The sequence below is a fragment of the Nonomuraea sp. NPDC005730 genome, from assembly GCF_040630865.1.
GTDB lineage: Bacteria > Actinomycetota > Actinomycetes > Streptosporangiales > Streptosporangiaceae > Nonomuraea.
In genome coordinates this window covers 114,626-133,394 of record NZ_JBEXYK010000002.1, presented here as the reverse complement: position 1 = coordinate 133,394, position 18,769 = coordinate 114,626, and the positions used below count along the sequence as shown (strand labels likewise).

Below are 18,769 nucleotides of genomic sequence, written 5' to 3'. Positions count from 1 at the left end.
CCCGCCGGGCGCCGAAGATGGGTTCATGAAGATTTTGCTCATCGGCGGCACGGGGTTCCTGGGGCGCGCCATCGCGGAGGAGGCGTTGGCGCGTGGCCATGAGGTCACGACGTTCAACAGAGGGCAGAGCGGCGGCGACGTGCCGGGCGTCGTGACCGTGCGCGGCGACCGGGAGTCCGTCGCCGACCTGGAGCGGCTGGCCGACGGCGGGTCGTGGGACTTCGTTGTGGACACGTCCGGGTATGTGCCGCGGGTGGTGGGCGAGTCGGTGCGGGCGCTGTCGGGCCGGGCGGCGACGTACGCGTTCATCTCCAGCGTCTCGGCCCTCGACGGGTTCCCCGCCAAGGCCGCGACCGAGGACACCGCCGGATGGCCGTGCGAGCCCGACGCCGGTCCCGACGACGGCGACTACGGCGTGCTGAAGGCCGGGTGCGAGCGGGCGGTCGAGCAGGGCTTCGACGGCAACGCGCTGATCATCCAGCCTGGGCTGATCCTCGGCCCGTACGAGAACGTGGCCCGGCTGCCCTGGTGGCTGACCCGCATCTCGCGGGGCGGCCGGGTGCTGGCGCCCGGCGATCCCGCCGCGCCGATGCAGCTCGTCGACGCCCGCGACGTGGCCATCTTCACCCTCGACCAGGCCGAGCGGGGTGTCACCGGCCGGTTCGCGGTGACCGGCCCGGCGGGCAACACCACCTACGGCGAGTGGCTGGAGCTGTGCAAGCAGGTCACCGGGTCCGACGCGGAGTTCGTCTGGATGGACGCGGAGTTCCTGGTCGCGCAGGGGGCCGGGGCGTTCGTGGAGCTGCCGCTGTGGGGCGGGCCGCCGTCGGAGGAGACCGACAACTTCTGGAGCGTGCCGACGGGCAAGGCCGAGGCCGCGGGGCTGCGGGCGCGTCCGGTCGCGGAGACCGTGCGTGACACGTGGGCGTGGCTGCGGGAGATCCCGGAGGAGCAGCGTTCCTACGGGCGAAGGATGGTCCACGGGATGGCTCCGGAGAAGGAGGCCGCCATCCTCGCCGCCTGGGACACCCGCTCCTCCTGACCCCGCGACGGGCCGTCAGGCGTTCCTGGAGGTGGCTGGGCTTCCGCCCCTCGCCGCCCGGCCGGGCGCCTGACGGGTCGTCGAAACCTCGTGAGCTGGGAAGACGCATACACCGCAGCTCGACGGGCAGGTGACTGCCGGTGTACGTGAACTCACGGGGGAGGGTTCGACGATGACGTACCAGAGCAGGCCCGTCACGGGCTGGGTGGGCTGGGTATGGTTCGCCGGCATGCTTATGATCATGGCCGGCGTGTTCAACATCATCACCGGTCTGTACGGGGTGATCAACAGCGGGCTGTTCGTCCGCACACCATCCCGCCTGCTGTTCTTCAACATCGGCACCTGGGGCTGGATCCACCTGTTGTTCGGGGTCGTCCTGCTCCTGACCGGTATCGCAGTGACCGTGGGGCAGACCTGGGCCCGCGTCGTGGCGGTGGTTCTCGTCATGATCAACGCGATGACGCAGCTCACCTGGATCGCGGTCAACCCGTGGTGGTCGCTCGCGGTCATCGCGGTGGACGTACTGGTGCTGTACGCCCTGATCGTGCACGGCCGCGAGGCTCAGGAACTGGGAGGTGAGAGACGAGCCGGCCTGTAGGCCGGGTTCTGTCCTTCGCGAACGAAGGGGCGACCATCCATCTAGGGCCGCCGTTGCCGGCGGCCTCAAGCGGTCTACCCGCGCGGCTCGGGCGAGCAGCCCTCGAACGTCGCGCGCGGAACGCTCCGGAGAGCGTCCCTTCTTGACCTTGCTCCGGGTGGGGTTTACCTAGCCGCCCACGTCACCGTGGGCGCTGGTGGTCTCTTACACCACCCTTTCACCCTTACCTCCCACCGAGGCGGGAGGCGGTCTACTTTCTGTGGCACTGTCCCGCGGGTCACCCCGGGTCGGCGTTACCGACCACCCTGCCCTGTGGAGCCCGGACCTTCCTCGGCGGGCCCGAAGGCCCGACGCGGCCGCCCGGCCGACTCGTCTTCAGGGAGGTTATCAAACCTCAAGCCGTTCCCAACCGAGTCGCAAGATCGATTGGGTGGAATGGGCATGTCACCGCCTGAGGGGGGCGGAGGCAGCAGCGGCCGCGCCGGGATGTTCTGGCGGCTCCCGGCGCGGCCGCGCTCAATTCGACTGGGACGTGATGCCGAGATCGGTCGTGCTCAGCGGAGGTGGGATGTGTCGTTGAACGACTTCACCACGGCGGGGCCGTCGGCGTAGTACTCGATCAGCGACAGGCAGGCCAGGTCGAGGTGCATCCGGTAGAGCGCGCCCAGAGGCGCCGTGAGGGCGTCACGCAGCAACATCTTGATCGGCGTCACGTGGGAGACGACGAGCACGGTCTTGCCCTCGTAGCGCTCCAGCAGCCGCTCCCCCGCCGCCTGGACGCGGCGGGCCGCCGTGGCGAAGCTCTCGCCCCCGGGCGGCGCGGCGTCGGGACCGGCCAGCCAGGCGGCCAGCTCGGCGGGCCACTCACGCTGCACCTCGGTGAACGTGTGCCCCTCCCAGGCGCCGAAATCGGCTTCCCTGAGGTCTTCGTCGATCTCGACGTCGAGCCCGGTGCGCCGGGCCACGGCCTCGGCCGTCTGCCTGGCCCGCTTGAGCGGCGAGGAGACGATCACGTCCGGCCGGTACGGCTCCCGCGACAACCGCTCGGCCGCCGCCGCCGCCTGGGCCAGCCCGTTGGCGGTGAGCTCGGCGTCGCCGAGGCCGGAGAACCTGCGTTCGATCGACAGCGGCGTCTCGCCGTGCCTGAGCAGCAGCAACGAGGTGGCCACGCGGGTGGGCGGGGCCCAGCCGGTGCCCTTGGAGCGCTGCTGGGCGGCGGCCACGGAGGCCGTGGGGGCCGACAGCTCGGCGATGGCGCCCGCGTCGAGGAGGTCGGTCTGCTCGACGACCGGCGACGGTGTGCGGGCCGCGGGCACGCCGGCAGCCGGGACGGCCGCGGCCCCCCGCGCGCCGGTGTCGTGGGTGCCGCCCGCCTTCCAGGTCAGGCCCTTGGCGGCGGCGTCCATGGCCTCGTTGGCCAGCCGGTCGGCGTGCTTGTTGTGCTCGCGCGGGATCCAGGTCCACTCGACCACCCGCAGCCGCCTGGCCAGCGCGCCGGCCTCAAGGGCGAGCGGACGCAGCCCCTCGTTCTTGATCTTCCAGCGCCCGGCCATCTGCTCGATGACCAGCTTGGAGTCCATCCGCACGGCCACCTCGGCGCCCTCGCCGCCCACGCCCAGCACGGCGGTCAGCCCGGCGATCAGCCCCCGGTACTCGGCCACGTTGTTGGTCGCGACGCCGATCGCCTCGGCGGCCTCGGCCAGCACCTGGCCGTCGGCGGCGTCCCGGACGACCGCGCCGTAGCCGGCCGGGCCCGGGTTGCCGCGCGAGCCTCCGTCGGCCTCGATGACGTAGGACGTCACAGGCCGGACTCCGGGGTGCGGACCAGGATCCGCCGGCACTCCTCGCAGCGCAGCACCTCGTCGTGGGGGGCGGCCTTGATGGAGTTCATCTCGGCGATGGACAGGGCCACCTTGCAGCCCTGGCAGCGCCCGCCGTGCAGCATGGCGGCGCCCACGACGTACTGCTCCTTGAGCTTGTCGTAGAGCTTCAGCAGGTCGGCGGGGATCTCGCCGGCGACGGCGGCGCGGCGGCCCCGGACCTCGCCCGCCTCCTTGTCGATCTCGGTCAGCGCGGCGTCACGGCGGTCTTCGGCGGCGGCGCGGGTGGCGGCCAGCTCGTCGCGCTGGGTGACCAGGTCGGTGACCTTGCTGTCGGCCGCCTCCCTGCGCTCCATGATCTCCAGCACGACCTCCTCCAGGTCGCCCTGGCGCTTCTGCAGCGAGGCGATCTCGGACTGCAGGCTCGCCAGGTCGCGGGGGGAGGTCACGGCGCCGGAGTCGAGGCGCTTCTGGTCGCGGTCGGCGCGGGTGCGCACGGCGTCGACGTCGTTCTCCGCCTTGGTCTGCTCGCGCGCGAGGTCGCCGGCCTCGGTCTCGGCCTCGATGACCTGGGTGACGAGCCGGGCCAGGCGCTTGGACTGCTCGTCGATCTCGGCCAGCTCGGGCAGGGTGCGCCGGCGGTGCGCCAGCCGGTCGATCACGGAGTCGAGCTCTGCCAGGTCGAGCAGTCGCTTCTGGGCCTCAGGGGCTGCTTTCATGATCAATATCCTCTTGTCCAAGCATCGGTGACCGTGGCGGAGACGCGCGTTTCAACGGTAACGCCACCGGAGCGCAGGATGGACGCCGCGCTGTCGAGCCAGGGCCACTCGGTGGCCCAGTGGGCGGCGTCGATCAGGGCGGGGCCCCCGGACTCGACGAACTCACCGGCCGGATGGTGCCGCAGGTCGGCCGTGAGGAACACGTCGACGTCCGCGGCCCTGGCCGCGCCGAGCAGCGAGTCGCCCGCGCCGCCGCTGACCGCCACGCGCGAGACCGGACGGGCCAGGTCGCCCGCCACCCGCAGGCCGCCGGCGGTGCGCGGCAGCCCCTTGGCGGCCTGCGCGGCGAACTCCCCCAGCGTCGTGGGCTCGGGCAGCTCGCCGATGCGGCCCAGACCGCGCCAGGGGTCGTCGGGGAAGGGCTGGAGCGGTACGAGGTCGCCGGTCAGGCCCACGGCCCTGGCCAGGGCGTCGGAGACGCCGGGATTGGCGGTGTCGGCGTTGGTGTGGGCGGTGTAGAGGGCGATCTCGTGCTTGATCAGGCGGTGGATCAGGCGGCCCTTGGGCGTGGTGGCGGCCACGCTGGTGGTGCCGCGCAGGTAGAGCGGGTGGTGGGTGACGATCAGGTCGGCGCCCCAGTCGAGGGCCTCCTCGCCCACGACCGCGACCGGATCGACGGCGAACAGCACCTTGTGCACCCGGCGGGCGGGGTCGCCGCAGACCAGCCCCACCGCGTCCCACGACTCGGCCCGGGCGGGCGGGTAGGCCGCCTCGAGCACCTCGATCACCTCAGTCAGCGTCACAGCAGCCACCTGCGCAGACTACCGGCCCGCGGAAGGGTCGCGCGGGGCGTGGCGGAGGGTGTCGTCAGAACGCGGTTCGGCGTACTGTAAGTGGATCCTGACTTCGCGGAGGACGGCATGGCACCCAGCGTCGCGATCATCGGAGCGGGCTTCGGCGGCCTGTGCATGGCGATCCGGCTGCGGCGTGCCGGGATCGGGCCCTTCACGGTCTTCGAGAAGGCCGCCGACCTCGGCGGCACATGGCGGGACAACAGCTACCCGGGCGCGGGCTGCGACATCCCCTCGCACCTGTACTCGTACTCGTTCGAGAAGTACGGAAGCTGGACCCGCCGCTACCCGGCCCAACCCGAAATCTTGGGCTATCTAGAGCATTGCGCCGATAAATACGACGTCAGGCGGAAAATTCGCTTCGGTGCGGAAGTACGGCGAGCGGTCTTCGACGGCCGCCGCTGGCAGATCACCAGCATCCACGACGGCGGCGAGCGCACCGAGGCGTTCGACGTGGTCGTCATGAGCGTGGGCCAGCTCAACCGCCCCCACCTGCCCGAGATCCCCGGCATGTCCGACTTCGAGGGCGTCTCCTTCCACTCGGCCCGCTGGAACCACGACCACGACCTCACCGGCCGCCGCGTCGCCGTGATCGGCAGCGGCTCGTCGGCGGCCCAGCTCATCCCGACCGTCGCCGAGCGGGCCGCGCACCTCGACGTCTTCCAGCGCACGCCCAACTGGGTGATCCCCAAACCCGACGCCACCTTCGGCCCGCTCGCCCGGCTGGCCTTCCACTACGTCCCGGGCCTCCAGCGGGCCTATCGCGAGTGGATCTACCGGTACGCCGAGGCCACGCTCTACCCGGCCCTGGCCGAGGGCTGGAGCGCCGGCCTGCTGAGGAAGCGCGCCCTGGCCCACCTGCGGGCCCAGATCCCCGACCCCGTCCTGCGGGCGAAGCTGACGCCCGGCTACCCGCCCGGCTGCAAGCGCGTCGTCATCGACAGCGCCTTCTACCCGGCGCTGACCAGGCCGGACGTCGACGTCGTCACCGATCCGATCGTCCGGATCGGGCCGAAGGGCGTGGAGACCGCCGAGGGGCTGCGCGAGGCCGACACGATCGTGTACGCCACCGGCTTCCTGAGCACCGAGTTCCTGGCCCCGATGGAGGTCACCGGGCTCGGCGGGCGGTCGCTGGCCGAGCAGTGGCGCGACGGCGCGCACGCCTACCTCGGCATCTCGGTGCCCGGCTTCCCCAGCATGTTCCTGCTCTACGGCCCGAACACGAACCTCGGGCACAACTCGATCATCTACATGATCGAGTGCCAGGTGCGGCACGTCATGGCGTGCCTGCCGCGGGTGGCCGAGCAGGGGCCGATCGAGGTGCGTCCCGAGGCGATGGCCGCCTGGACCCGGCAGCTCGACGCGGAGATGGCCCGCATGGTGTGGGGCGGGGGGTGCCGGAGCTGGTACAAGACGGCCGAGGGACGGGTCACCAACAACTGGCCCGGCCCGACGACGCTCTACCGGCGGCTCACCGCCCGGCCGCCGCGCGGGGCGTACCGGACGGTCGAGGAGATCCCGTCTTCGGTGCGGTGAACAAGATATGGGCAAAAAATCGGACTTGAGGTGCGTTGGAGCAGGTCGGGGGCGCGCGGTAACGTCCTTCGCATGACGCTTCCCCTGCACCGGCGTGCCGTCGTGGCCGACACCCACAATGATCTGCTCATGGCGGTCGCCGCCCGGCCGCCCCAGCAGTGGGCCTCCTTCTTCCGCGAGCGGTGGCTGCCGCAGCTCGTCGAGGGCGGGGTCGACCTGCAGATCCTGCCGGTCTTCATCGACGACCAGTACCGGCCCGAGGGCGCGCTGCGGCAGACGCTGCGCATGATCGAGTGCGCCCACGTGATCGCGGAGGGCAACCCCGACACCGTACGGCTCTGCCTCGACGCCTCGGCGATCGACGCGGCGCTGGCGGAGGGCAAGATCGCCCTGGTGCTCGCGCTGGAGAGCATGCCGGGGCTCGACGAGAGCGTCGAGCTGATCTCGACCGTCCACCGGCTGGGCGTGCGGGTGGCCTCGATCGCCCACTTCGGGCGTACGCCGCTGGCCGACGGCAGCGCCGAGGACGCCACCGGCAGCGGCCTGACCAGCCGCGGCGTGGCCGCCCTGCAGGAGATGGAGCGCCTGGGCATGGTGTTCGACGTCTCCCATCTCGGCGCGTCGGGCGTGGCCCACGTGCTGGAGCTGGCGACCAAGCCGGTGATGGCCACCCACTCCGCGGCCCGCGCGCTGCGCGACCACCACCGCAACCTCACCGACGACCAGCTCCGCGCGGTCGCCGCCACGGGCGGCGTGGTCTGCGTGAACTTCTTCGCCCCCTTCCTGGCCGAGCGCACGGAGGACATGACGCTCGACCGCCTGCTCGACCACATCGAGCACGTCGCGCGGGTGGCCGGGATCGACCACGTCGGCCTCGGCCCCGACTTCATCCGCGAGGTCATGGACGACCTGACGCCCCCGTGCTGCGAGGACCTGGAGCCCGACGACCTCGACCCCAAGGCGTCGATCCCCGGCCTGGAGGGACCCACCGGGCTGCCCATGGTGACCGAGGGGCTGCTCGCCCGCGGCCTGCCGGAGAAGGACGTCGCCAAGATCATCGGGGGGAACGTCCACCGGTTCCTCGGAGAGCGGCTGGCATGATCGAGGATCTGGAGGAGCTGGTCCTGTGCGAGTCGTTCTCGCGTGATCTGGAGGCCGTGGCCCGCAGCGCCGAGGTCGTGGCCGCGATGGGGACCCGCTACCTGGGGGCCCGGCCGGAGTTCCTGGTGATCGACGGCGTCACCCATCTGCGCTGGTCGTTCGGCACGCCCAGGGTGCTGCTGCTCGGCCACCACGACACCGTCTGGCCGATCGGCACGCTGGCGACCCACCCCTGGTCGGTCGTCGACGGGGTGGCGCGCGGGCCGGGTGTGTTCGACATGAAGGCCGGGCTGGTGCAGACCTTCCACGCGCTCGCCGGGCTCGGCTCGCTCGACGGCGTCACGCTGCTGGTCACCGGCGACGAGGAGCTCGGCTCGATCACGTCCGCGCCGCTGATCACGGACACCGCGCGTGGGCTGGCCGCCGCGTTCGTCATGGAGGCCAGCGCGGACGGCGGCGCGCTGAAGACGTCCCGCAAGGGCACGTCGATGTACACGCTGCGGGTGCACGGCAAGGCGGCCCACGCCGGGCTGGAGCCGGAGAAGGGCGCGAACGCGGGCGTCGAGCTGGCGCACCAGATCCTGGCCATCGCCGCCCTCGGAGCCGGTGACACGACGGTCACCCCGACCGTGCTGCGCGGCGGGACCACGCTCAACACCGTCCCGGCCGAGGCGACGGTGGGGGTCGACGTGCGGGCGAGCACGGTGGCCGAGCAGCTGCGGGTGGACGCCGCGATGCGGGCGCTGGCCCCCGTGGTGCCCGGCACGCGGCTGGAGGTCGAAGGGGGCCCCAACCGGCCGCCGCTCGAAGCCGCGATGTCGGCCTCGCTCTACGCCCTGGCCCAGGACCTGGCCGGGCGGCTGGACATGGGCCCGCTGACCGACGCGGCGGTCGGCGGCGCCTCCGACGGGAACTTCACCGCGGGGGCCGGCTGCCCGACGCTCGACGGGCTGGGCGCGGTGGGCGGCGGCGCGCACGCCGACCACGAGCACGTGGTGGTGGCCGAGATGCCACGCCGCGCGGCCCTCCTCCGCGCCCTGATCGAGGCCGCGCGCTGATCGAGGCCGCGCGCTGAGACGACCGGGCCCGGCGGCGCGGCCCTGAGCGGGACGACCGGGCCCGGCGGCGCGGCCCTGAGCGGGACGGCCGGGCCCGGCGGCGGGAGCGGGTGTGATCAGCGGGGACAGCATTCTGTCACTCCTTCACCAGTGGTATCGATATGGTGACTACCTGTAGTCATTTGACGTGCGCCGCCACTCTCGGGGCGCACGTTGACCAGGGAGGTTCCCATGACATCCGTGCTGACCGCCGCTCGCAGGACGGCCGCCCTAGCCCTGTGCGCGTCCGCCGCGCTCATCGTCCCGTTCGGGGCGAGCCCGGCCGGTGCCGCCGCCGCCGACGAGCCGGGCGTGCTGCTGTTCATCACCGTCACGCCGAGCAACGGCGGCGGCGCGTACTCGATGCGGCTCACCTGCGACCCCGACGGCGGCACCCACCCGCGCCCCCGCACGGCCTGCGCGGAGTTGCACGAGGTCGACGGCGTGATCAAGGACCTCAACGTCGATCCGGGCGCGTGCCCGCGCAACTACGCCCCCGTCTCCGTGCACGTCAGCGGCCACTGGTACGGCCGCACGACGTCCTACGACCGGAAGTTCGAGAACGACTGCGTCATGGAGCGCACGCTCGGGCCGCTGGTGAAGTGATCTCCGGCAGCCCCTGAGATGCCCGTCCGCGGACCGCGGGCGGGCATCTCGCCGTCCGGCGGGCATAGTGGGGGGCATGACGAGCCGGGAGGAGGCCGCCGAGGCGGCGGCCAAGAGTGGTGTGACGATCCGCGAGTTGCACGAGATCGGCGAGTTCGCGCAGGTCTTCGGGCTCTTCGACGAGATCTGGCGGCCCGATCCGGGCAACGCGCCGGTCAGCGTCGAGCTGATGGTCGGGTTCGCGCACACCGGCAACTACGTGGCCGGCGCGTACGAGAACGACGTGCTGGTGGGCGCGTCGGTGGGCTTCCGGGCGGCTGAGGGCGCGCTGCACTCCCACGTGACGGGCGCCTCGATCGGCCGGGGCATCGGCTACGCGCTCAAGCTGCACCAGCGGGCGTGGTGCCTGGACCGGGGCCTCGATCGCGTCACCTGGACCTTCGATCCGCTCGTCCGCCGCAACGCCCGGTTCAACCTGGTCAAGCTGGGCGCCCGCCCGCAGGAGTACCTGCGCGACTTCTACGGCGTCATGGCCGACGCGATCAACGAGGGCGACTCCTCCGACCGCCTGCTGGCGGTGTGGCCGCTGGACGAGCGCCCGCTCGGGCCACGGGTGGAACCGGCCGAAGGCCGCGCCCGGGTGCTGGCGGAGGACGGCTCCGGCCCGGTCGTGCGACCGGCGGACGCGGACGTCGTGCTGGTGGGCACGCCGAGCGACATCGAACGGCTGCGCGTGCACGACCCGGCGGCGGCCAGGGCCTGGCGCGCGGCGATGCGCGAGACGCTGGGCGGCCTGATGGAGTCCGGCGGGCGGGTGGACGGGCTCACCGACCACGGGGACTACGTGGTGACCCTGACCGGATAGTTCACCGGCGTAAGCGATCTGCGTAAGGTGACGGTACGGGAAGCCGAACAAGGAGATCCGCATGACGGACTTCACCCCCACCGTCCCCGCGCGAGTCCTGCCGTCCGTCGCCGTCCGCGACCTGCCCGACCCTCCCCGCTCGACCTGGCGCGTCATCGGCCCGGGGCTGGTCGGGGCGGGGGTGGGGCTGGCCTCGGGCGAGTTCATCCTCTGGCCCTACATCGCCTCCCAGGTGGGGCTGGTGTTCGTCTGGGGCGCCGCGGTCGGCATCGTCACCCAGTGGTTCCTGAACATGGAGATCGAGCGGTACACGCTGGCCACCGGCGAGACCGCGCTGACCGGGTTCAGCCGGATGTGGCGGCACTGGGGGCTGGTCTTCGTCGTGATGACGCTGGCCTCGAACCTGTGGCCGGGGTGGGTGACCACGTCCGCGACGATGGTGACGTACCTGACCGGGGCCGGGGCGGGCGGGGTGCGCTGGATCGCGATCGGCATGCTCGTCGTGATCGCGCTGGGCCTGACGCTGGCGCCGGTGATCTACACGCTGCTCGAACGGGTGATCTTCGTGAAGATCGCCCTGGTGGCCACGCTGGCCGTGGTCGCGATCCTGTTCGCGATCAACGCCGACAGCTGGGTCGAGCTGGGCAAGGGGCTCACCGTCGGCGCCCGCTTCCCGGCCGGGGAGCTCGGGATCGCCGTGCTCATGGGCGCCGTCGCCTACGCCGGCGCGGGCGGCGGCCAGAACCTGTGCCAGAGCAACTGGATCCGCGACAAGGGCTTCGGCATGGGTTCGTACGTCCCGCGCCTGGTCAGCCCGGTCACCGGCGAGGAGGAGGCGGCCGCCTCGACCGGCTTCCAGTTCCCGCCCACGCAGGACAACCTGGCCCGCTGGCGCCGGTGGTGGCGCTTCGCCAACGCCGAGCAGGGCGCCACGTTCGCGCTGGTGTCGTTCCTGACGATCGGGCTGATGTCGATGCTGGCCTACTCGACCGTCTTCGGCCGGCCGGAGGTGGCGGGCAAGGACAACATCGGCTTCCTGAAGGTCGAGGGCGAGGCGCTGCAGGGCGTGGTCGGCCCGTGGTTCGGGATCCTGTTCTGGGTGATCGGCGCGCTGGCCCTGTTCGCCTCGGCCATGGGCATCGTCGACTACACCTCGCGGCTGGCCTCGGACACGATCAAGACGGTCTACCTGCGCGACCGGCCCGTCTCGGTGAACCGGGTGTACTTCGTCACCGTCTGGGCGATGACGCTGGTCGGGATCGCGATCCTGCTGCTCGGGCTCGACCAGCCGCTGATCCTGCTGGTGTTCTCGGCGTGCTTCGCGGCGGTGATGATGTTCGTGTACTCGATCCTGCTGATCGTGCTGAACCGGCGGGCGCTGCCGGAGGCGATCAAGGTTCGGTCGTACCGGCTGGCGGCGCTGGTCTGGTCGGTGGCCTTCTTCGGGACGCTGACCGTCCTGGTGGTCGTCCAGCAGGTGCGGAAGCTGATCGGCTGATCGCCGTCCGGCGGGGCGGTCAGCGGACGGTAGGAGCCCGGTCAGCGGGCGGCGGCAACATCGGCGGCATGACCAACATGACCTGCGTGGCGGGCGGCAATGACGACTTCCAGCTCGTCACGCACCTCACCGTCACCGGCAGCCAGTTCGAGATCGGCCGGGTGCTCACCGAGGAGGCCCGCCGGCTCGGCTGGTCGCCCAGCACCGCCGACCCGGCGGTGATCAGAGCAAGGATGTCCTGGTTCGAACGGAACTGGCCGCAGCATCACGCCCGCATGGACGGCGCCGCGGCGGCGCTCGGCCTCGACCCCGACCAGGACGAGCTGGCCCTCGACGGCTGGAACTACGTGCCCGCGGACGCCGCCTGCTCGGCCCTGTGGTGCCCGCCGTCCGCCTCCTCCGACGGACACGGCAGGGTGGGCCGCAACTACGACTTCTTCCTGCACACCACCAGCCAGGTCGCGGGCGAGCCGCCCCGCCCCGGGGAACTGCCCATGGCCGCCCGCCCGTACGTGATCAGCACCGTGCCCGACGACGGACTCGCCTCGACCGTCATCACCATGAACGGCCTCGACGGCTGCATCGACGGGATCAACGAGGCCGGCCTGGCCGTCATGCTGCTGATCGCCGACGCCGAGACCGCCACCCCGCCGCGGCTGGACGTCCCGCAGGTCGGGCTCGGCAGCCTGCAACTGCCCCGGTTCCTCATGGACACCTGCGAGACCGCGGCCCAGGCCAAGCAGGCGCTGTTGGGGGCCAAGCAGTACGACCTCGGCCTGCCCCTGCACTACCTGGTCGCCGACGCCCACGGCCAGGCGTTCGTCTGGGAACGCGGCCCGGACGGCACCGAGCACGCCGTCGAGTTCGGCGACGGCCCGCTGTGCGTCACCAACCACCTGCTGCACCGCCATCCCGACCCGATGGCCCTGCCCGCCGACACCCCGTCGAGCCTGGGCACCTACGGCCGGCTGCGCACCCTGTACGAGCGCAGCAAGGGCGCCACGATGTCCGCCGACGACCTGCGGGACAGCCTGCGCGCGGTCCGGCCGGCGGAGGATCCCGCCGAGCCGTTCCGCACGTTGTGGACCACGCTCTTCGACACCGCCGACCGCACCCTCGCCACCCGCTTCTACCTCGGCGACGACCGCGGCTACAGCGAGGAGCTGGTGTTCCCCGCCTCGGCCAGGTAACCCTCGCGCACCTTCGAGCGCGACAACTTCCCCGTGGGGGTGCGCGGGAGCCGGTCGCGGTACTCCACGACCTTCGGGTGCTTGAACCGGGCGAGCCGGGGCCCGCAGTGTTCGAGCAGCTCGGCGGTGAGCGCGGGGCCCGGCTCGACGCCCTCGGCGGGCTGCACGAGCGCGACCACGTTGTGGCCCCACTCCTCGTCGGGGACGCCGATGACCGCGACGTCGGCCACCGCGGGATGCTCCAGCAGCGCGGCCTCGATCTCGGCGGGGTAGATGTTCACCCCGCCGGAGACGATCAGGTCGGTGCGCCGGTCGCACAGGAACAGGAACCCGTCGTCGTCGAGGTAGCCGATGTCGCCGGGGGCGTACCACTCGCCCAGCATGCTGGCGGCGGTCTTGGCCGGGTCCTTGCGGTACTCGAAGGAGCTCATCGACGACTTGACGTAGATCATGCCGGGCTCGCCCGGCGGCAGCTCCTCGCCGTTCTCGTCGAGGATCCTGGCCTCGAACGTCGGCGCCGGACGGCCCACCGTGCCGGGCCTGGCCAGCCAGTCGTGCGGCTTGACGGAGAAGGCGATCGTGGACTCGGTCGAGCCGTAGTACTCGTACAGCACCGGGCCCCACCAGTCCATGATCGCCTGCTTGTCGGCGACCGGGCAGGCCGCGGCCGTGTGGATGACCTGGCGCAGGCTCGACACGTCGTACTTGGCCCGGACGTCCTCGGGGAGCTGCAGCATGCGGTGGAACATGGTCGGCACCATCATGGCGTTGGAGACGTGGTGGCGCTGGATCAGCTCCAGGATGTCGATCGGGTCGAACCTGGGCGTGATCACCACCGTGTGCCCGAGGTGCAGCGCGAACTGGGTGTGCGCGCAGGGCGCCGAGTGGTACATCGGCGAGGTCACCAGGTGCACGGCGTCGCCCGGCACGAGGTCGACGACCTCGCCGAGGAACCACGTGTACAGCGGCACGATGGCCTCCGGCTCGGCGTCGGGCAGCGCGCGCTGCACGCCCTTGGGGAAGCCGGTGGTGCCGGAGGTGTACCACATGACCGCCCCGGCCGTACGTTCGGCGGGGGCGTCCGCGGGCTGCCCCTCGGCCAGCCCCGCCGTGCCGGTCTCCGCGCCCGGCACGGCGTGCGCGGCGTCGGTGACCACGATCTTGGCGTCGCAGTCGGCCAGGATGTAGGACACCTCGGACTCGGTGAGGTGCCAGTTGACCGGCACGTAGTAGAGCCCGATCTGGCCGGTCGCCATGAGCATGACGACGGCGTCGATGCCATTGGTCAGCACGCCGGCGACCACGTCGCCCTTGCCCAGCCCGCGGGCCCGCAGGCCGTGGGAGACCTGGTTGACCCGGGCGAGCAGCTCGCCGTACGTGGTCCGCGTGCCGTCGGTGTCGATCACGGCCAGGCGGCCGGGGTCGGCGGCGGCGATGGCGTAGAAGCCGGGCAGGCCGCTGATGTCCATCTACAGCTCCAGGAGTTCCGCGAGACGGGCCCGGTGGATGCGGGGCGGGCCGAGCAGCACCTCGTCGGTCTTGGCCCGCTTGTAGAACAGGTGCGCGTCGTGCTCCCAGGTGAAACCTATGCCGCCGTGCAGGAGCAGGTGGTCGCGGGCGACCTCGAAGCATGCGCGGCCCACGTACGCCTGGGCCAGGGCGGCGGCGCCGGGCAGCTCGGCGGGGGACTCGTCGGCGGCCCAGGCGGCGTACCTGACGATCGACTCGGCCTGTTCGAGCTTGCCGTGCATGTCGGCGAGCTTGTGCTTGACGCCCTGGTAGGAGCCGATGTATCGGCCGAAGGCGACGCGGATCTTGGCGTAGGCGACGATGGCGTCCAGCGAGGCGCGCAGCACGCCCAGTTGCTCGGCGGCGAGCGCGACGCACAGCCGGTCGCCGATGCCGCTGCCGGCGGGCGGGCGGCCGAGCACGCGGGCGGGGGCGTGCTCCAGGGTCACCCGCGCCTGGCCGCGCGTGAGGTCGAGCGTCTCCAGCGGGGTCCGCGTGACGCCGGGGCCGGCCAGGTCGACGGCCACCAGCACCACGCCGCCGTCGCCGGGCGCGGGCGCGGGCGCGAGCAGCATGTCCGCCTCCATGCCGGACAGGACCCGGGGCAGGGCGCCGGTGACGGCCGTGCCGTCGAAGGCGAGGTCGTGTTCGGGCTGGACGAGCGTGGCGGCGACGCGGCCCTCCGCGATGCCGCCCAGCAGTTCCTTGTCGGGCACCTGGGTGAGCGCGAGCGCGGCGAACTGGGTGGCGAGGAAGGGGCCGGGCAGCAGCGCGGCGCCGGTCTCCTCCAGGGCCACCGCGAGGTCGGCGAGCCCGGCCCCGGCGCCGCCGTGCTCCTCGGGGACGACCAGGCCGGACAGGCCGAGCTCGCCGTTGAGCCGGGCGTACACCTGGGGGTCGTAGCCCTCGCGGGCCTTGCGCAGCGGCGAGGCGGCGCGCAGGAAGTCGCGCACGGCCTCGCGGAGCTGCTGCTGTTCCTGGCTGAGTACGAGCTTCACCCCTGCGTCCCCACCTTCAGGTCCTTGAACGGCACGGTCTTGTCCACCCTCGGCTCCGGCGGCAGGCCGAGGACGCGGTCGCCGACGATGTTGCGCATGATCTCGTTGGTGCCGCCGCCCAGCGCCATGCCGGGGGCCAGCGAGATCGACCGGGACAGCGGGTGGTCGCCGACCACCGACTCGGGGCCGGCCAGCTGGGTGGCGAGGTCGGCCTGGAACAGGGTCAGCTCGGCCAGCAGCAGCTTGGCGGCGCTGCCGCGGGCGCCGGGGAAGATGCCCGCCCTGGTCTCCTGGGCGAGCCGCTGGTTGTACAGGGCCAGGGCGCGGCTGCGGATGTGCAGCTCGACGAGCTGGTCGCGGACCAGCGGGTCGCTGGTGTCGAGCGTCTCGCGCAGCGCCTCGAAGGTGGCCGGGTTGTCCTTCTGCCCGCCCATGCCGACGCCCGCGGAGATCGACAGCCGCTCGTGCAGCAGGGTGGTGACGGCCACGCTCCAGCCGTCGTCGACCTCGCCGATCCGGTGCTCGTCGGGGATCGTCACGTTGTCGAAGAAGATCTCGTTGAAGTTGGCCCGGCCGGACATGTCCTTGAGCGGCCTGACCGTCACGCCGGGGTGGTGCATGTCCACCACGAACATGGTCAGGCCGCGGTGCTTGGGCACCTCGACGTCGGTGCGGGCCAGCAGCAGCCCCCAGTCGGCGTGGTGGGCGACCGAGGTCCAGACCTTCTGGCCGTTGACCACCCAGGTGTCGCCGTCGCGTACGGCGCGGGTCTGGAGGCTGGCCACGTCGCTGCCGGCGCCCGGCTCGGAGAACAGCTGGCACCAGACCTCCTCGCCGCGCAGCAGCGGCCGGACGAAACGCTCGCGCTGCGCGTCGGTGCCCCGGTCCACCAGCGTCGGCCCGGTCATGCCGAGACCGATGGAGAAGACGTACGTCGGGAGGGTGTGGTCACGCGCCTCGGCGGCGAAGGCGCGCTCCTCGGCCTGCGTCAGCCCCTGGCCGCCCCACTGCCGCGGCCAGGTGATGCCGGAGTAGCCGGCGTCGTAGAGCCTGGCCATGAACTCCTTGGCGCGGGCGAGTGCGTCGGCCCCCGACTGATCGTCGGCCGGGACGTTGTCGCGCAGCCACTCCGCGGCGGCACGCCGATACTCTGCAAGGTCCACATCGACTCCTTGGCATCAGTGTTCACTTACTCTAGTCAGGTCGCGGCGGCACGCATAGAGCAATGCTCTGGAGGGCCTTTCGGCTGCATTTGTCGTCGAAACTCCGCTAATTAGGACCGATCCCGCCTCCTGTGATCATCTGGTCATCGGAGGGTGCGTGCTCATGTTCAGACGCTGGTCCGTGCAACGGCGGCTGACGCTGGCCGCCCTGCTGTGCGCGCTGGCGGGTTACGGCGTCACCGCGCTCCTCGTCACGCCGATCGTGCACACGATGGCCACCGGCTTCCTCACCGACCAGACCGCCGGCGCCGCGCGCCGCATCGCCTTCGTCGTCGAGCGGGACGCCCCCGGCCGCCTGCGGCCCGTGGCCGTCACCGAGGGCACCGACCTCATCCAGGTCGTCGACACGGACGGCCGGATCCGGCAGGCCAGCCCCCGCCTGACCGGGCAGCCGCCGCTCAGCACCAGCACCGCCACCGGCACCGACGCCCGCCTCGACACCACGGCCTGCACGAACCGGGTGCACGGCGTCCACTGCCTGATCACCGTCGGCTTCCGGGCGCACGTCGGCGGCCGCCCCTGGATGATCTACGCCTACACCCCCGAGCTCCCCTGGTACATCAGCCCCTGGTACCCGCCGGCCACCGGGCTCGGCGTGCTGCTGCTGGCCGCCGTCACGGCCTGCGTGGCCTGGCTGACCGCGCGCAAGGCGCTGACCCCGGTCTCGGCGATCAAGGACGAGCTGGCCGAGATCACCGCCACCGACCTCGGCCGCCGGGTGCCCAGGGGACGGCACCGGGACGAGCTCGACGACCTCGCCCGTACCGTGAACGAGACCCTCGACCGGCTCGAACGCGCGGTGGAGCAGCAGCGCAGGTTCGCCTCCGACGCCTCCCACGACCTGCGCAGCCCGATCGCGGCCATGCGCACGCAGGTCGAGGAGGCGATGCTCGTCCCCGAGGAGACCGACTGGCCCCGGACCGGCCGGCGCGTGATCGAGGGTCTCGACCGCCTGCAGAACATCGTCGGCGACCTGCTGACCCTGTCCCGGCTGGAGGCCGGCGCACCCGGCCGCCGGGAGCCGGTGGACCTGGCCAGGCTGGTGCGGGAGGAGCTGCTCCGCCGCCCGGAGGGCAAGCTGGTGGAGACGCGGCTGCGCTCGGGCGTGGTCGTCGAGGGCGACGCGCTGCGGCTGTCCCGCCTGCTGGCGAACCTGCTCGACAACGCCGAGAGGCACGCCGATACCATGATCACTGTGACTGTGGGTGAACACGAGGGACAGGCGGTGCTGGAGGTGCTCGACGACGGCGCCGGCATCGCCGCCGACCAGCGCGAAGCCGTCTTCCGGCGGTTCGTCCGCCTGGCCGACTCCCGCCGCCGCGACCCCGGCGGCACCGGGCTCGGCCTGCCCATCGCCCGCGAGATCGCCGAGGCCCACGAGGGCACGCTCACCGTCGATCCCTCCGAACGCGGCGCCCGGTTTGTCCTACAAATACCGTTGATCAGTAGTTAGAGTTACTCGCTGTGACACCCAGTTTCAGCCGATTAAGGCGCGAAGACCTCCTCAAGACGGCCTGCGAAGTGATCGCCGAGCAGGGGTTCGGTCACACCCGGACCCTGGACATCGCCCGCGCGGCGGGCGTCAGCCAGGCGTTGCTCTTCTACCACTTCGACACCAAGGACGGATTGTTCGCGCAGGCGTTCGGCTATGCGGCCAGGCTGCACCTCGACGCGCTGTCCGACATCGAGGAGTCCCCCGCCGGCCCGCTCGAACGGCTGCGCGCCCTGCTGCGGCGCTGCTCGCCGGCGATCCCCTCGGACGAGTGGCGGTTGTGGATCGACGCCTGGGCCGAGGCGATGCGCAGCGCGGAACTGGAGGAGATCTCCCGCCGGATCGACGCGCGCAGCCGCTCGCTGCTTCGGTCGATCATCGACGACGGCGTGCGCTCGGGCGCGTTCGCCTGCGGCGATCCGGAGGAGGCGGTCTGGCGGATCTTCGCGCTCATCGACGGCCTGGCGGTCCAGACGCACGTGCATCCCCACGTGCTCTCACGCCGCCGGGCCGCCGTCCTGCTGCGTACGGCGGTCGCCGGAGAACTGGGGCTGCCGGTCGAGAACCTGTGACCCGGGTCCCTCTTCCGCGCCTATTGGATCCTTCGTACAATTGCTGGGGCGA

Annotated in this window: 16 protein-coding genes and 1 other RNA gene; 10 read left to right on the top strand and 7 right to left on the bottom strand. The window is 72.0% G+C overall.

The features are described 5' to 3' along the window. Positions 1-25 precede the first annotated feature (25 nt). Positions 26-1,042 (top strand): NAD-dependent epimerase/dehydratase family protein, encoded by a 1,017-nt coding sequence (locus ABZ444_RS03275; protein ID WP_357991958.1) that lies wholly within the window; start codon positions 26-28, stop codon positions 1,040-1,042. A 579-nt stretch (positions 1,043-1,621) separates the two neighbouring features. On the opposite strand, the gene rnpB is transcribed toward ABZ444_RS03275, so the two are convergent. From rnpB to ABZ444_RS03255, 4 genes are all read right to left on the bottom strand, one after another. After that, an RNA gene (gene rnpB, locus ABZ444_RS03270) (RNase P RNA component class A) lies at positions 1,622-2,012 on the bottom strand. 182 nt (positions 2,013-2,194) lie between these two features. Further along, positions 2,195-3,442, bottom strand: a complete 1,248-nt coding sequence (locus ABZ444_RS03265) for a bifunctional RNase H/acid phosphatase (protein WP_357991955.1) — start codon at positions 3,440-3,442, stop codon at positions 2,195-2,197. Next, a complete protein-coding gene (locus ABZ444_RS03260; protein WP_357991952.1) occupies positions 3,439-4,179 on the bottom strand; it encodes a C4-type zinc ribbon domain-containing protein in 741 nt (246 codons plus the stop codon). The genes ABZ444_RS03265 and ABZ444_RS03260 overlap by 4 nt, the downstream gene beginning before the upstream one ends. Positions 4,180-4,181: 2 nt before the next feature. Beyond that, positions 4,182-4,982, bottom strand: a complete 801-nt coding sequence (locus tag ABZ444_RS03255) for a Nif3-like dinuclear metal center hexameric protein (RefSeq protein WP_357991950.1) — start codon at positions 4,980-4,982, stop codon at positions 4,182-4,184. Between the two features lie 117 nt (positions 4,983-5,099). On the opposite strand from ABZ444_RS03255, the gene ABZ444_RS03250 reads away from it, so the two are divergent. From ABZ444_RS03250 to ABZ444_RS03220, 7 genes are all read left to right on the top strand, one after another. Continuing rightward, complete coding sequence (locus ABZ444_RS03250; protein WP_357991947.1) at positions 5,100-6,566, top strand: NAD(P)/FAD-dependent oxidoreductase; 1,467 nt, start codon at positions 5,100-5,102, stop codon at positions 6,564-6,566. Positions 6,567-6,638: 72 nt separating this feature from the next. Beyond that, on the top strand, positions 6,639-7,667 hold the full coding sequence (locus ABZ444_RS03245; RefSeq protein ID WP_357991944.1) for a dipeptidase: 1,029 nt from the start codon (positions 6,639-6,641) through the stop codon (positions 7,665-7,667). Then, positions 7,664-8,725 carry a M20 family metallopeptidase gene (locus tag ABZ444_RS03240; protein WP_357991941.1) on the top strand — a complete coding sequence of 354 codons (1,062 nt, stop codon included), beginning with the start codon at positions 7,664-7,666 and terminating at the stop codon, positions 8,723-8,725. Before ABZ444_RS03245 ends, ABZ444_RS03240 begins: the two co-directional genes overlap by 4 nt. A gap of 231 nt (positions 8,726-8,956) precedes the next feature. Continuing rightward, complete coding sequence (locus ABZ444_RS03235) at positions 8,957-9,370, top strand: SSI family serine proteinase inhibitor (RefSeq protein ID WP_357991938.1); 414 nt, start codon at positions 8,957-8,959, stop codon at positions 9,368-9,370. 76 nt (positions 9,371-9,446) lie between these two features. Beyond that, a complete protein-coding gene (locus ABZ444_RS03230; protein ID WP_357991935.1) occupies positions 9,447-10,235 on the top strand; it encodes a GNAT family N-acetyltransferase in 789 nt (262 codons plus the stop codon). Between the two features lie 61 nt (positions 10,236-10,296). Beyond that, on the top strand, positions 10,297-11,733 hold the full coding sequence (locus ABZ444_RS03225; RefSeq protein WP_357991932.1) for an Nramp family divalent metal transporter: 1,437 nt from the start codon (positions 10,297-10,299) through the stop codon (positions 11,731-11,733). Between the two features lie 68 nt (positions 11,734-11,801). Next, positions 11,802-12,923: a C45 family peptidase gene (locus ABZ444_RS03220; protein WP_357991930.1), complete on the top strand. Its 1,122-nt coding sequence runs from the start codon at positions 11,802-11,804 to the stop codon at positions 12,921-12,923. Here ABZ444_RS03220 and ABZ444_RS03215 read toward each other — a convergent pair. From ABZ444_RS03215 to ABZ444_RS03205, 3 genes are read right to left on the bottom strand one after another with little or no spacing between them, the layout of a single operon-like run. Continuing rightward, positions 12,884-14,392, bottom strand: a complete 1,509-nt coding sequence (locus tag ABZ444_RS03215; RefSeq protein ID WP_357991927.1) for an AMP-binding protein — start codon at positions 14,390-14,392, stop codon at positions 12,884-12,886. The two genes, ABZ444_RS03220 and ABZ444_RS03215, sit on opposite strands and share 40 nt — an antisense overlap. Further along, positions 14,393-15,430 (bottom strand): acyl-CoA dehydrogenase family protein, encoded by a 1,038-nt coding sequence (locus ABZ444_RS03210; RefSeq protein ID WP_357991924.1) that lies wholly within the window; start codon positions 15,428-15,430, stop codon positions 14,393-14,395. After that, complete coding sequence (locus tag ABZ444_RS03205) at positions 15,427-16,593, bottom strand: acyl-CoA dehydrogenase family protein (RefSeq protein WP_357991921.1); 1,167 nt, start codon at positions 16,591-16,593, stop codon at positions 15,427-15,429. The genes ABZ444_RS03210 and ABZ444_RS03205 overlap by 4 nt, the downstream gene beginning before the upstream one ends. Positions 16,594-16,756: 163 nt before the next feature. Here ABZ444_RS03205 and ABZ444_RS03200 point away from each other — a divergent pair, with 163 nt between their 5' ends. Continuing rightward, the gene (locus tag ABZ444_RS03200; RefSeq protein ID WP_357991918.1) at positions 16,757-18,106 is read left to right on the top strand and encodes a HAMP domain-containing sensor histidine kinase; all 1,350 of its coding nucleotides are present in this window, start codon (positions 16,757-16,759) and stop codon (positions 18,104-18,106) included. A gap of 11 nt (positions 18,107-18,117) precedes the next feature. Next, the gene (locus ABZ444_RS03195) at positions 18,118-18,717 is read left to right on the top strand and encodes a TetR family transcriptional regulator C-terminal domain-containing protein (RefSeq protein ID WP_357991915.1); all 600 of its coding nucleotides are present in this window, start codon (positions 18,118-18,120) and stop codon (positions 18,715-18,717) included. The last annotated feature ends 52 nt before the right edge of the window (positions 18,718-18,769 follow it).

Excerpts from the sequence above, each read along its gene's own strand:
- ABZ444_RS03200 (WP_357991918.1), top strand. The coding sequence starts at position 16,757 with ATGTTCAGACGCTGGTCCGTGCAACGGCGGCTGACGCTGGCCGCCCTG.
- ABZ444_RS03260 (WP_357991952.1), bottom strand. The coding sequence starts at position 4,179 with ATGAAAGCAGCCCCTGAGGCCCAGAAGCGACTGCTCGACCTGGCAGAG.
- ABZ444_RS03220 (WP_357991930.1), top strand. The coding sequence starts at position 11,802 with ATGACCAACATGACCTGCGTGGCGGGCGGCAATGACGACTTCCAGCTC.
- ABZ444_RS03235 (WP_357991938.1), top strand. The coding sequence starts at position 8,957 with ATGACATCCGTGCTGACCGCCGCTCGCAGGACGGCCGCCCTAGCCCTG.
- ABZ444_RS03245 (WP_357991944.1), top strand. The coding sequence starts at position 6,639 with ATGACGCTTCCCCTGCACCGGCGTGCCGTCGTGGCCGACACCCACAAT.
- ABZ444_RS03215 (WP_357991927.1), bottom strand. The coding sequence starts at position 14,392 with ATGGACATCAGCGGCCTGCCCGGCTTCTACGCCATCGCCGCCGCCGAC.
- ABZ444_RS03230 (WP_357991935.1), top strand. The coding sequence starts at position 9,447 with ATGACGAGCCGGGAGGAGGCCGCCGAGGCGGCGGCCAAGAGTGGTGTG.
- ABZ444_RS03225 (WP_357991932.1), top strand. The coding sequence starts at position 10,297 with ATGACGGACTTCACCCCCACCGTCCCCGCGCGAGTCCTGCCGTCCGTC.
- ABZ444_RS03250 (WP_357991947.1), top strand. The coding sequence starts at position 5,100 with ATGGCACCCAGCGTCGCGATCATCGGAGCGGGCTTCGGCGGCCTGTGC.
- ABZ444_RS03240 (WP_357991941.1), top strand. The coding sequence starts at position 7,664 with ATGATCGAGGATCTGGAGGAGCTGGTCCTGTGCGAGTCGTTCTCGCGT.
- ABZ444_RS03275 (WP_357991958.1), top strand. The coding sequence starts at position 26 with ATGAAGATTTTGCTCATCGGCGGCACGGGGTTCCTGGGGCGCGCCATC.